Source organism: Pseudarthrobacter sp. PS3-L1, assembly GCF_030063285.1.
Lineage (GTDB): Bacteria > Actinomycetota > Actinomycetes > Actinomycetales > Micrococcaceae > Arthrobacter.
On sequence record NZ_JASISU010000002.1, the window covers coordinates 448,019 to 460,615 of the forward strand.

Annotated in this window: 13 protein-coding genes; 6 read left to right on the top strand and 7 right to left on the bottom strand. The window is 61.8% G+C overall.

Annotated elements, in window-relative coordinates; all coding sequences use genetic code 11:
* The first annotated feature begins 85 nt into the window (after positions 1-85).
* On the top strand, positions 86-1,126 hold the full coding sequence (locus QMG79_RS06495) for a YeiH family protein (RefSeq protein WP_502934705.1): 1,041 nt from the start codon (positions 86-88) through the stop codon (positions 1,124-1,126).
* A gap of 20 nt (positions 1,127-1,146) precedes the next feature.
* On the top strand, positions 1,147-3,765 hold the full coding sequence (pepN, locus tag QMG79_RS06500; protein WP_283537760.1) for an aminopeptidase N: 2,619 nt from the start codon (positions 1,147-1,149) through the stop codon (positions 3,763-3,765).
* A 28-nt stretch (positions 3,766-3,793) separates the two neighbouring features.
* On the opposite strand, the gene lplAB is transcribed toward pepN, so the two are convergent.
* The 5 genes from lplAB to QMG79_RS06525 form a co-directional block, all read right to left on the bottom strand.
* Complete coding sequence (lplAB, locus tag QMG79_RS06505; RefSeq protein WP_283537761.1) at positions 3,794-4,924, bottom strand: lipoate-protein ligase LplAB; 1,131 nt, start codon at positions 4,922-4,924, stop codon at positions 3,794-3,796.
* A 93-nt stretch (positions 4,925-5,017) separates the two neighbouring features.
* Entirely contained in the window at positions 5,018-5,275 is a 258-nt protein-coding gene (locus QMG79_RS06510) for a type B 50S ribosomal protein L31 (protein ID WP_283538025.1), read from the bottom strand.
* Between the two features lie 152 nt (positions 5,276-5,427).
* Entirely contained in the window at positions 5,428-6,237 is an 810-nt protein-coding gene (locus QMG79_RS06515; RefSeq protein WP_283537762.1) for a TrmH family RNA methyltransferase, read from the bottom strand.
* A 7-nt stretch (positions 6,238-6,244) separates the two neighbouring features.
* Positions 6,245-7,030 (bottom strand): sulfite exporter TauE/SafE family protein, encoded by a 786-nt coding sequence (locus QMG79_RS06520; RefSeq protein ID WP_283537763.1) that lies wholly within the window; start codon positions 7,028-7,030, stop codon positions 6,245-6,247.
* A 15-nt stretch (positions 7,031-7,045) separates the two neighbouring features.
* Positions 7,046-7,831 carry an ABC transporter ATP-binding protein gene (locus QMG79_RS06525; RefSeq protein WP_283537764.1) on the bottom strand — a complete coding sequence of 262 codons (786 nt, stop codon included), beginning with the start codon at positions 7,829-7,831 and terminating at the stop codon, positions 7,046-7,048.
* Positions 7,832-7,949: 118 nt separating this feature from the next.
* Here QMG79_RS06525 and serB point away from each other — a divergent pair, with 118 nt between their 5' ends.
* On the top strand, positions 7,950-8,873 hold the full coding sequence (gene serB, locus QMG79_RS06530; protein ID WP_283537765.1) for a phosphoserine phosphatase SerB: 924 nt from the start codon (positions 7,950-7,952) through the stop codon (positions 8,871-8,873).
* Between the two features lie 228 nt (positions 8,874-9,101).
* Here serB and QMG79_RS06535 read toward each other — a convergent pair whose 3' ends face one another.
* Together QMG79_RS06535 and QMG79_RS06540 are read right to left on the bottom strand one after the other, a co-directional pair.
* The gene (locus QMG79_RS06535) at positions 9,102-9,854 is read right to left on the bottom strand and encodes an SDR family oxidoreductase (protein ID WP_283538026.1); all 753 of its coding nucleotides are present in this window, start codon (positions 9,852-9,854) and stop codon (positions 9,102-9,104) included.
* A gap of 121 nt (positions 9,855-9,975) precedes the next feature.
* Positions 9,976-10,701 carry a beta-ketoacyl-ACP reductase gene (locus QMG79_RS06540; protein ID WP_283537766.1) on the bottom strand — a complete coding sequence of 242 codons (726 nt, stop codon included), beginning with the start codon at positions 10,699-10,701 and terminating at the stop codon, positions 9,976-9,978.
* A 137-nt stretch (positions 10,702-10,838) separates the two neighbouring features.
* Between QMG79_RS06540 and QMG79_RS06545 the strand changes: the two genes are divergently transcribed.
* From QMG79_RS06545 to QMG79_RS06555, 3 genes are read left to right on the top strand one after another with little or no spacing between them, the layout of a single operon-like run.
* Positions 10,839-11,327 (top strand): DUF3099 domain-containing protein, encoded by a 489-nt coding sequence (locus tag QMG79_RS06545; RefSeq protein ID WP_283537767.1) that lies wholly within the window; start codon positions 10,839-10,841, stop codon positions 11,325-11,327.
* Positions 11,327-11,593 (top strand): hypothetical protein, encoded by a 267-nt coding sequence (locus QMG79_RS06550; protein ID WP_283537768.1) that lies wholly within the window; start codon positions 11,327-11,329, stop codon positions 11,591-11,593. Before QMG79_RS06545 ends, QMG79_RS06550 begins: the two co-directional genes overlap by 1 nt.
* Positions 11,594-12,499, top strand: coding sequence for an SURF1 family cytochrome oxidase biogenesis protein (locus tag QMG79_RS06555; protein ID WP_283537769.1), 906 nt, complete (start codon positions 11,594-11,596; stop codon positions 12,497-12,499).
* Positions 12,500-12,597: the final 98 nt, after the last annotated feature.

Below are 12,597 nucleotides of genomic sequence, written 5' to 3' on the forward strand. Positions count from 1 at the left end.
AAATTCATTACCATCTAGCTCTGGGGCGTGTTGCTCCTCCGGCCCCAGTTGGGTATTCCGGCTCCGGATACTGCACAGTTGGGAGGTGCCCGCCAAGAATTTCCGCTCTCTCCTGCCCGGACTCAGCGCCGCCGCCGTTGCCGTTGCTCTGGCGTTCAGCCTGCACGCACTGTTCCCTGCGCTGCCGGCTATGACTGCAGCTGTAGGCCTTGGTCTGTTGGCAGCCAACATTCCGCCGGCGGCAGGACTGGTGGGTGGCATCGGACGGCCCGGGCTCAACGTCGCCGGCAAAACGCTGATGCGCGCCGGCATCGTGGTTCTTGGCCTGAAAGTCAGTGTGGTGGACGTCCTTGACCTGGGATGGGTTGCGTTGCTCCTGATCCTCACCGTGGTGCTGTTGGGCTTTGCAGGAACGTACGCCATCTGCAGACTGTTCCGATTGCCGGAGCCCGTCTCCCTGTTGATAGCCACGGGATTTTCCATCTGCGGAGCCTCTGCCATTGGCGCCATGGCTGCAGTACGCAGGATCCGGCACGCGGATACTGTCCTGCCCGTTGCGATGGTCACGCTCTGTGGAACGCTAGCGATCGGGGTACTTCCGCTGTTGATGCAGCCACTGGGCCTCACGCCCGAACTCTTTGGCGCCTGGACGGGGGCGTCGGTCCACGACGTCGGGCAGGTGGTGGCTACGGCACAGACTGCTGGGGCTGCGGCCCTGTCACTAGCGGTGATCGTCAAGCTCAGCCGGGTGATTCTCCTGGCGCCAGTCGTAGCCCTGGCTGGCCTGCATCAGCGGTGGAGTCTTAACCGCGTGGGAGCCGCTGGCAGCGCACGTGCCAACGGTGGCTCTGATGCGGCCAAGCAACCGCCCCTTGTCCCCTTGTTCATTGTGGGTTTCCTGCTCATGGTGGCAGTACGGTCCACTGGATGGTTGCCAGAGTCCGTGCTGGCTGCTGGCGCCATCCTGCAGGACATCCTGCTGGGTGCGGCCCTCTTTGGCCTTGGCTCGGCAGTAAGGGTCCGGGAGTTGCTGGGTACCGGTCCCCGCGCACTTTATGCTGCACTCGTGTCCTGGCTGCTCATGGCTGGCCTGGGCCTCGGAGCTGCCCACCTGATGCTCGCCTGAGGCCGTGATTAGATAGCTGGGTGTCAAACCAGAATCTGGGGCGCGATGAAGCCGCCCACCGCTCCGCCCTGATCACCACCCACAGCTACGACGTTTCCCTTGACGTCCGGCACGCCACTGACCCCGAGGTGGCGGGCTATCCCAGCCGCAGCGTCATCTCTTTCGCAGCGTCAGAGCCCGGCGCATCAACGTTCGTGGACTTCATTGGTGGGGATGTCCACAGCATCTTCCTCAACGGCAAAAGCATCTCCGTCGCGGACGCCGTTGATGGTTCACGGATCCGCCTCGATAACCTTCAGGAAGAAAACCAGGTCACTGTCACCGGGACCGCACTCTACAGCCGCTCGGGCGAAGGCATGCACCGATTCGTCGATCCAGCTGATGGCCAGTGCTACCTGTACACGCAGTATGAGCCAGCTGACGCCCGACGAGTCTTTGCCAACTTCGAACAGCCCGACCTCAAGGCCGAGTTCACTTTCCATGTGATGGCACCATCAGGCTGGCATGTAGCCTCGAACGGCACCGAAGTGGCAAGGACTGTCCTGACAAGTGATCCCGCCACCAGCCGCTGGGACTTCGCCCCCACCCTGTCGATGTCCACCTATATCACCACTGTTCTAGCCGGACCCTATTTCAGGGCCGTGGATCACTGGAGCAGAACGGCCCCGGACGGTACGCAGCTGGAGGTCCCGCTAGCTCTTTACTGTAGGGCTTCGCTGTCCGAATCATTTGATCCGGAGACCCTTTTTTCCCTCACCAAGCAGGGACTCGAATTCTTCAACACCCTCTTTGATTTCCCCTACCCGTGGGGAAAATACGATCAGGCCTTTGTTCCCGAATACAACCTTGGCGCCATGGAAAACCCGGGCCTCGTCACTTTCACCGAGGCATATGTCTTCACCTCGCGGGCAACTGACTCCCAGTACCAGGCACGTGCCAACACCCTGCTGCACGAAATGGCCCACATGTGGTTCGGGGACCTCGTCACCATGGCGTGGTGGGATGATTTGTGGCTCAAAGAATCATTTGCCGATTTCATGGGTACTTTGGGCGTGGACAGCGCCACCGACTGGGACACGGCCTGGGTCAACTTTGCCAACAAGCGCAAGGCGTGGGCCTACGTCCAGGACCAGCTGCCCACCACGCATCCCATCGTTGCGGACATCCCGGACCTGGAGGCTGCCAAGCAGAACTTCGACGGCATCACCTACGCCAAAGGTGCCTCTGTCCTCAAGCAGCTGGTGGCGTACGTGGGATTCGAGGCCTTCGTTGCTGGCTCCCGTCAGTACTTCCGCGACCACGCCTATTCCAACACCACACTGAAGGATCTGCTCCGGGCACTTAGCGCCTCGTCTGGCCGGGACCTCGATGACTGGGCCGCTTCCTGGCTGCAGACCTCCGGGATCTCGACCCTGTACCTGACCACAGCAGTGGACGACGGCGGCCGGTACAGTTCCGCCGTCGTCCACCAGGACGCGACTGACCCAGTCACCGGCCACGCTGCACACCGGCCGCACCGTGTACGCATTGGGCTGTACAGGCGGGCGGACGACGGTGCATTGACTCGCACTGAGAGTCTCGAAATTGACGTGAGCGGTGACGCCACGGACGTACCTGCACTGGTGGGAATGAAACAGGCAGACCTCCTGCTGCTCAACGATGAGGACCTGACCTACGCCAAGGTCCGGCTCGATCCCCGATCAGATGCCACGGTGCGCTCGGCGCTGGGGTCACTGACCGATCCCATGGCCCGGGCGCTGTCCTGGACTGCACTGTGGAACTCCGCAAGGGATGCGGTAACTCCCGCCCCCCTCTACGTCGATGCCGTGTGCCGTTTTGCTCCCTCGGAGGACGGCGTGGGCGTCCTGCTGAATATCCTCGAGAACGCCTCCACCGCCGTCGAGCACTACACCAGTGCCGCCCACCGCGATGCCTTGCGGGCAAAACTGCTGACCAGCGCTACAGAACAACTCGCCATAGCCAATCCAGGGTCTGATGCACAGCTTGCCTGGGCACGGCTCCTTGGCCCGCTGAGCCGCACAGAGACATCTTCCCTGCCCTTGCTGCGGGGGTTGCTGGATGGCACGGCACCAACTCACGGATTGGTGGTGGACCAGGAGCTCCGCTGGAGTTTCTGGCACGCCCTTGCTGCCCACGGCCAGGCTACGACGGATGAGCTCAGCGCCGAACTGGCAGCCGACACAACGGCTTCCGGCCGTGCCGGGTACACCTCAGCTCTCGCAGCACGGCCCGATCCGGCGGTCAAGGCTGCTGCCTGGGATGCCGCCGTCCATTCAACGGATCTTTCCAACCAGTTGCTCAGCGCCACGATCGCGGGCTTCACCACTGCGCCGTCATCAATGCTTGCCGACTATGTTCCGGCGTACTTCGCCATGCTCGGTGGCGTCTGGTCGGACCGCAGTATCGAGATCGCCAGCCGCATTGTCCGCGGGCTGTTCCCCTCAGGACAGGACCTTGGCGAAGACAAGGCCGTTGACCAAGACCCTGTCCTCCTCGCCACGGATACCTGGCTTAGCGAGAACCATGCTGCCCCCCGGGCACTGCGGCGGATCATCATCGAACAGCGTGATCACCTGCGCCGTTCGTTAACAGCCCAGGCTGCCGACCGCGACAGCTGACAGCCGCAGGCGATTGGAGCTGGCGGCGCTACGGGACGCGGTAGAGCCATTCCTCGGTGCCGAACTTCTCCGCGACGCGGCGCGCGGCGTCGTCAAGCTCCTGCTGTGAGAGTTCGGTAGCCGTGGCCTCGTACCGTTCCGTGAAGACCTCCGCAATGGCCTCGATGATGGCCTCACGAGCCAATCCGGTCTGGCGCCGCAGCGGATCAACCCGCTTTTTGGCGCTGCGTGTCCCTTTGTCGGAAAGTTTTTCCTTGCCGATCCGCAGCACGTCAACCATTTTGTCGGCGTCGATGTCGTAGCTCATGGTGACGTGGTGCAACATTGCGCCATTGGCCAGGCGTTTTTGGGCAGCTCCGCCAATCTTTCCCTGGTCTGTTGCAATGTCATTGAGTGGAACATAGAACGCCTGGATGCCCAGCTTCTCCAAGGCCGCCATCACCCAGGCGTCCAGGAAAGCATAGGAGTCAGCGAAACTGAGGCCGTCCACGAGCGTCTGTGGCACGTAAATCGAGTACGTGATGCAGTTGCCGGCCTCCATGAACATGGCTCCCCCACCGCTGACCCGCCGCACGACACTGATTCCATTGGCGGCAACGCCGGCCGGATCAACCTCGTTCCGGACGGACTGAAAACTGCCAATCACCACTGACGGTTCTTCCCAGTCCCAGAAGCGCAGGGTGGGATTCCGGTTTCCACTGCCCACCTCTTCGGTGAGGACCTCGTCCAGGGCAACGTTGACGGCCGTAGGCAGGACCGTGGGCATGATGATGTCCCAGCTGTGATCGCTCCAGCTGGTGGCCTTGGACAGCGCGCGCCGGACGGTAATGGCGACGGCGGCTGCCGAGAAGCCGAAGAGCACGGCTTCCGGAGGCATGGCCGCCGTCACAGCATCCGCCAGTTGGCTGGCAGACGCCTCAGCAGGCATCCCGGTCAGTGCCGCGTTAATTAGTTCCAGGGCTTCGTCGGGATCAAGAAAAAAGTCGCCACTGACGGAGACATCCCGGAGTATTCCGTCACTGACATTCAGGTCAACCACAACGAGTTTTCCGCCAGGAACCTTGTACTCCCCATGCAGGGCGGGGATATCAGCAGCCGAGGGGCCGGATTCCTGGGTAACGGTGGGATGGAGGACTGCAGCATGCGGATCGAAGGTCATACTCCCATGGTCCCCGTAGTGGATTTTATCTCCAAATGAGAGAAGGCCCGCACCGTTTCCGGTGCGGGCCTTCTCTAAGGCTGGGCGAAGATGTTACTTCTTGCCGCCGAAGCCCTTGAAGCGTGCGTTGAAGCGCTCGACGCGTCCAGCGGAGTCCATGATGCGCTGCTTGCCCGTGTAGAACGGGTGCGACTCGGAGGAGATTTCGACGTCGATGACCGGGTAGGTGTTACCGTCTTCCCACTCGATGGTCTTCTTGGAACCAACGGTGGACTTGGTCAGGAACTTGGTGCCGGAAGCGAGGTCGTTGAAGACAACCGCTTGGTACTTCGGGTGGATATCAGACTTCATCATGGGGCCTTTGTTCGCGGCGCTGGATTTGGCCAGCTGCCAAGTATGAATGGAATGGCCTGCACCGCTGGAACAAATCCTCGCAGTGCTGTAGACCAGCTTTCAATACTAGCCCAAAAAGCTGCGGGACCCATACCGGCCCCGGCACCAGATCAGGTCCGGGGCCTGAGTTCCCAGAAGGCGACCGCCGAGGCCGCTGCCACATTGAGTGAATCCACGCCGGCCCGCATGGGTATCCTCACGGTGCAGTCCACTGCGGCAAGCGTTGCAGGACTCATCCCAGCCCCTTCGGTGCCAAGGACCAGTGCCAGGCGCTCCGGTTGGGATGCGGCCAGGACGTCAACGTCTACAGCGTCGTCTGTCAGTTCCAGTGCGGCGACAGTAAACCCACTGCTGCGCAGGACCTCCAGGTCCTGCGGCCACTGACCCAACCGCACCCACGGGACCTGGAATACGGTACCCATGCTGACACGGACGCTCCGACGGTACAGCGGATCGCCGCAGCGGGGAGAAATGAGGACAGCGTCGATGTCCAGTGCCGCTGCCGACCGGAAGATAGCCCCCACATTTGTGTGGTCCACAATGTCTTCCAGAACAGCCACACGCCTGGCACCGGACAGCAGGTCCGCAAGCGCCAACGGGGCAGGGCGGTGCATGGCAGCCATCGCCCCCCGGTGCAGATGGAACCCTGTGATCTCCTCGAGCAGCTGCGCGCTGCCAACATAGGCAGGAACATCCGGGAACTGATCGAAGACGTCCGCGAGATCATCAGCCCATTTCTCCGCAAGGAAAAAGGACCGCGGCTGGTGCCCAGCTGCCAGGGCACGGCGCAGGACGCGTGATGATTCTGCAATATACAGGCCTTCAGCCGGCTCGCGAAGCTTGCGGAGGTGAACGTCTGTCAGGTTGGTGTAATCGGAGACGCGCGGATCCGCTGCAGACTCCAAATAGTGGAAGGGCACTGGGCCATTATTTCAGGAGGTTTGCCACCATAAAGCCCAGTGCCACAAGGCCAAGGGCAAAAATAATGCCGCGAAGCAGCTTGGGTGAGAGCCTGCGGCCCACCCGCGAACCCACCAGCCCACCCACCGTGGAGCTGACGGCAATGAGCAGCACCACGAGCCAGTTGATGCGGTCAAAAGCGAAGATCAGATAGGACGTGGCTGCGACCAGATTAACGGCCAGCGTCAGGACGTTCTTCATGGCATTGGCGTTCTGGATATTTCCCGCCAAGAAAACCCCGAGGATACCCACCAACAGGATCCCCTGCGCTGCGACGAAGTAGCCGCCATAAACGCCTGCCAGGTAGATCAGCACCACGAGCAGGATACTACGGCTACGATCCTGGGCTGCCTGGCGCGGGGATTGGTTCCGGGTCTTTACCCAGGATTGCAGGCGCGGCTGGAAGAACACCATCAGCAGCGCCACGACCAGCAACACCGGCGCGACGTAGGCGAACACCTGCTCAGGAAGGTGCAGCAGCAGCCAGGCACCCGTCAGGCCACCCAAGACAGATGCCGGAAGAAGCCTCAGGAGCTGGCGCCCCCGGCCCTTGAGCTCCTTGCGATAGCCCCAGGCGGCAGCACCTGTTCCAGCAACAAGGCCCATAGCGTTGCTCATGGACGCTACAACGGGAGCGACCCCGAGTGCTATCAGGACCGGGAAGGTCACCAGCGTGCCGGAGCCCACCACCGCGTTGATAGTTCCGGCCCAGAGACCAGCAATAAAAACAAAGACACTACTGAGGAAATCCACTGCGGGAGGAGCAGGTCAGCGGCGGGCTGTGGCGGAATACCGTCCGGCGACGGAGCTGACCTCCAGGGGCAGCCCAAAAGCCTGGCTGAGCTTTTCTTCGGTGAGAACCGCCGTGATGGGACCGGCAGCCACGACTTCAGCGTCGCGGAGGAGCAGAGCGTGGGTGAACCCCGGCGGAACTTCTTCCAGGTGATGGGTCACCAAGACAATTGCCGGGGACTCGTCGTCGAGCGCCAGGGTGCTGAGGCGTTGGACCAGGTCCTCACGCCCCGCGAGATCCAGACCAGCGCCAGGCTCATCAAGGAGCAGCAGCTCAGGATCGGTCATCAGGGCACGGGCAATCTGCACCCGCTTGCGCTCTCCCTCGGACAGGGATGCGAAGGGCCGGTTGAGGAACGTTCCCATTCCCCAGTCGTTCAGAAGGGCGAAGGCCCGGCGCTCGTCGCTCTTCTCGTAGCCCTCGCGCCAGCGTCCCGTGACGCCGTAGGCGGCAGTGACGACCACGTTGAGAACCGTCTCGTGCTCCGGGATCTGCTGGGCCAAGGAAGCTGAGGAGAGGCCGATCCTGGGGCGAAGCTCAAAGACATCAACAGCTCCAAGGACCTCCTCCAGGATGCCCGCAACGCCGCTGGTCGGATGCAGACGTGCAGCGGCCACCTGCAGGAGCGTGGTCTTACCCGCGCCGTTGGGGCCGAGAACTACCCAGCGCTCACCCTCTTTAACCTGCCAGTTCACTTTGTCCAGCAGGGTTTTCGACCCACGGACAACGCTAACTGCGGCCATTTCCAGAACATCACTCATAGGAATAGACACTAGGACAAAACGGCAGTCGACTGATAACCCACCACTGTGAAAACGGACCAGACAGTGATCACGCAATGATTCCGGGCCATTGATCACTGCTGGCTAGGATTGACGCATGACAAGTTACGTAACCGTGGTGTGCACCGGACGGACAATTTCCGTGGGCCAGCAGCAAGAACTGATGAAGGTCATCCGGGGCGCCGGAGCCACCGTCGAAACGGAGGCGAGCACGGGTGATGACCGCTTCCAGGTGCGTACCATCGAAACAGTTGTCCCTGCCGGGTCCGGGGAAGATTCGCCTGACGGGGGAAACCTCGCAGCAGCTATTCACAAGCTTCGAGCCGCCCTCCGGGATGCCGAGTGGCCCGACATCGATATCACCGTGGTGCCCACTGTGCTCCGCCAGGCTGGGCGGAAGCTCCTGGTGATGGATGTGGATTCGACACTGATCCAGCAGGAAGTCATCGAACTGCTTGCCGACTACGCAGGCAAGAAAGATGAAGTTGCTGCAGTCACTGAGGCCGCAATGCGCGGTGAGCTCGACTTCGCCCAGAGCCTGCACGCCCGTGTAGCCACCCTCGCAGGGCTCCCCCTTGATGTCATCGGCAAAGTCCAGGGCGAGATCATGCTCAGCGACGGGGCCGCGACACTGGTAGCGGCTTTCCACGCGGCCGGGCACGCCGTGGGGGTCGTTTCTGGTGGCTTCAATCAGATCCTGGAGCCGCTGGCACGTGACCTCGAGCTCGACTACTGGCAGGCCAACGATTTGGAGATCGTTGATGGATTCCTGACCGGGAAGGTCCTTGGCGCTGTCATAGACCGCGCAGCCAAGGAAACGTATCTACGGCAGTGGGCAGCAACAGAGGGTATTGCCATGGCGGACACCATCGCCGTGGGGGACGGCGCCAACGACCTGGACATGCTGGAAGCAGCAGGGCTGGGTATCGCGTTCAACGCCAAACCGGCTGTGCGCCGCGCAGCAGACGCTGCCCTCAACCTTCCGTTCCTCGACGCTGTGCGGCACGTAGCGGGCGTTTGACCTGCAAGCGGTCCAGGCCACCTACCGCGGGGCGTTGATGATGCGGGAGACGGTCAGGCCGCGTTCAGGGTGCGAGGAGTTGAGGACTTGATGGCATTCTTGCAGTCAGTGGTGGTGACGAAGCGCTCGAGCCGGTCGGCGAAGGCCTGTGGTGCGTGGTGTGGTTACTCCTGAAGAAGTCCCGCCCCAACTGGGACGGGACTTCTTCGGACGATGCCGAAGGGCGTGTTACTCGGCGCTCTTGCCGAAGTAGTCCGAACCACCTGCGTATTCGGTGTGTCCGGGCTCGACGTCAGCCGTCGCCATAGCCGCTACGACGGCCGCAAACTCCTCGACCGAGTAGAGCTTTCCGGCCTCCGCGCGACGGGCCTCGATGGCCCCGGGGTTGGACCTGTCGAGCAGCGTAGCTGTCACGGTGCCTTCGATCATGTCACCGGAGACCACCACCAGCGTGATGCCCTTCTCCGCAAGGCCCGGGACGAGTTCGCGTAGCGCATCCTCACCCGCCCGCTTGCTACGGGCCACCTGTTCGTATTCGGGCATGGTGGGAACAGAATTGATGAAGTGTGCCTGATGGCTCGTTACAAAGACTACGCGGGAACCGTCGTTCATCAGCGGTACAGCAGCGTTGAGCATGCTCACCTGCGCATCCCTGTTGAGCTTGAGGGCATAACCCTCGCCAAGGGTGGTTTCCATTCCACCGGATGCGTTCAGGACCAGGACGTCGAGTGAACCAAAGTTCTCCATTGCCGCGCTGGCAAGGGCGTGAACGCCCTCCTCTGTGGTCAGATCCGCGCCAACAGCCGCCGCCCGGCCTCCGGCGGCCTCAATACCTGCCACCACCTTGTTCGCCCGGGGTGCCTTCTGGCGGTAGTTCACAATGATTCCGGCGCCCTCGCCAGCTAGGATCTTGGCGACCTCGGCGCCAATGCCCCGCGATGATCCGGTGACGATTGCGGTCTTGTTGTCCAGCAGGCCCATATGAGCTCCCTTGTTCGAAAAGTGCAGTTGTCGGCTGTTGTTCATCATGCCAGCGGATCGCCATTGAGAACCTTGTAGGGCATCAACAAAGAAAACCCGCCGCGTTTCGTGCAGGCGGACCCTAGTGGCCCATTCCAAGTCCACCATCCACCGGGATGACAGCCCCAGAGATATAGGCCGCCTCATCACTGGAGATCCACCGCACCACGTTGGCAACCTCGGAGGCGTCGGCAAATCGGCCGGCAGGGACCTTGGACAGGTAATCCTTCTGCGTCGCTTCAGGTAGTTCGGCAGTCATGTCCGTGTTGATGAACCCCGGAGCCACAACGTTGGCCGTGATGCCCCGGGAACCCAGCTCACGAGTGAGGGACCGGGCAATACCCACCAGGCCAGCCTTCGATGCCGAGTAGTTGATCTGCCCGGGCGCTCCGTAGAGCCCCGAGACTGAGGAAATGAGGACCACACGTCCCCTCCGCATTTTCATCATTCCCTTGGCCGCGCGCTTGATGACACGGAACGCACCTGTGAGGTTGGTATCGAGGACCGAGGTGAAGTCGTCCTCGCTCATGCGGATCAGGAGCGTGTCGCGGGTAATACCAGCATTGGCTACCAGTACCTCGACCGGACCGTGCGCGGCTTCCACCTGCGCAAACGCAGCATCAACAGAATCGTTGTCTGTGACGTCGGCGACAACCCCCAGGATGCCGTCCGGCAGTGCGGACTCACTGCGGTACGTGACGGCTACTTTGTCTCCGTTGGCCAGGAAAGACTCGGCGATGGCCAGGCCAATTCCCCTGTTTCCTCCCGTGACCAGCACACTGCGGGGGGCGGATACTGCTTCAGGCATTAAATTCTCCAGGTTTTTACGGCGCTCTGGCGCAGGGTGAAAGTGATTTCCTGCCTTCGATCCTATCCTCCGTTTTGGGCGGTACCGCTGATGGTGAGATAATTGGCAAGCAGCCTTTGGAGCGTGATAAGTCTTCCATGACCACCAACCACCACACCGGCCCCGCCGTGCCTGAGGAGCATCTCCGCTCCGGCACACGGCCTGAGGTCCAAAGTATTTCCGATGCAGGTTCGTCCCAGTCAGTAGAAATTCACCAGCGCATGGTCAAATATGCCCTGGCCATGGGCATCCGCATTGTTTGCCTGATCCTGATCTTTGTTGTTGACGGCTGGTTCAAGATCATTGTTGTTGCCGGCGCCGTGTTCATCCCCTGGTTTGCCGTTATTCTGGCAAACGGGAGCGACCAATCCGAGTTCCACAGCGACACGCTGCTGGATGCTGCCCCCTTGAATCAGATTGAGGCAGCCCCAGAACCTGGCACAGCCGAGCCTGAGGGCCCGCTCATCCTGCAGGGCGAGCTTGTCGATGAGGACTCCTTCGAGGACGAACCCCACGACGGTCGCAGCGAACAAGCAGACGATGATCCGACAAATGATCCCACCACAGTCCGGAAGTTCCCGCAGTAATGAATATTTTCGACCTCGCCGCCGGGACAAACCTGGACCAGGACGCACCCCGGACCACATGTTCGAGGAAGGCCTGCCGAACAGAAGCACAGTGGCAGCTCCTCTGGAACAATCCCAAGATCCACACACCGGAACGGCGTAAAATCTGGCTGGCCTGCCCCGAGCATCGGACCTGGCTTGAGGACTACCTCCAGACGCGTGGCCTCTTCAAGGAGGCCAGGCCCATGCCAGGGGACGCGCACTCCGACCCTGAGGGAGGGAACTGAATGTACAGGTTCCTGTTCTCCAGCAAATGGCTGGGCTACCTTCTCCTGGCGGCAGTCTTCGCAGCGGCATGTCTCTTCTTGGGCCGTTGGCAGATGGACCGGCGTGCTGAAACGCTCGCCGAGATTAATCGAGTGGTGACCAACTACAGTGCAACCCCTGTTGCCTTTGATGAAATCCGCGATCAGTTCAGCACACTGGACGTCGATCGGGAGTGGACCCAGGTTGCCGTCCAGGGGACGTATGACGTCGACGGCCAGCGAATAATACGCAACCGCCCGCTCAACGGCCAGCCTGGTTATGAGGTAGTAGTTCCGTTCACCCTCTCCACGGGAGAGACCATCATCATCGATCGTGGGTGGCTGCCCATTGGCAACAACAACCCAGGCCGCCCTGACACCATCCCGGCACCACCGGGCGGCGAGGTAAGCGCAGTCGTCCGACTCAAGCATGGCGAACCTACCCTGGACCGTGGGGCGCCTGACGGTCAGTTGGCCTCCATCGACCTGCCTACCTATCAGCAGGAGCTGGGCTACCCCGTCATGACTGGCGCGTACGGGCAGCTGGCCGCCGAGTCACCACGACCAGCCGATACGCCGGTAGGCTTCCCCATGCCGGCAACAGAGGAAGGCACCCACCTGTCCTATTCGCTGCAGTGGTTCGCGTTCGGAGTCCTCATGTTTGTGGCGTTTGGCTATGCAGCCAGGCAGCAGGCCAGGAACGCCGCCATCGACGCAGCGGATGCGGCCGAAGATGCTGCACTGGAGGAGTCCGGCGGAACAGTCCTCGCTAGGGCTCCGCAGTATGCCGCGGTCGGCGCCCAGCGGCGCCCGTCCCCAGCGCGGAAGCGCCGAGGCCCCACTGCCGAGGAAGAGGAAGACGCCATCCTCGACGCCCAGGGATACTGAGGAAGTACGCTTCTCCACGCCAGGCTGGTCCTTGCCACCTAACGGAACCGGCGCTTGACTAACCAACGCTCCTGGCACGCTGCGTGGCAACCTCCACC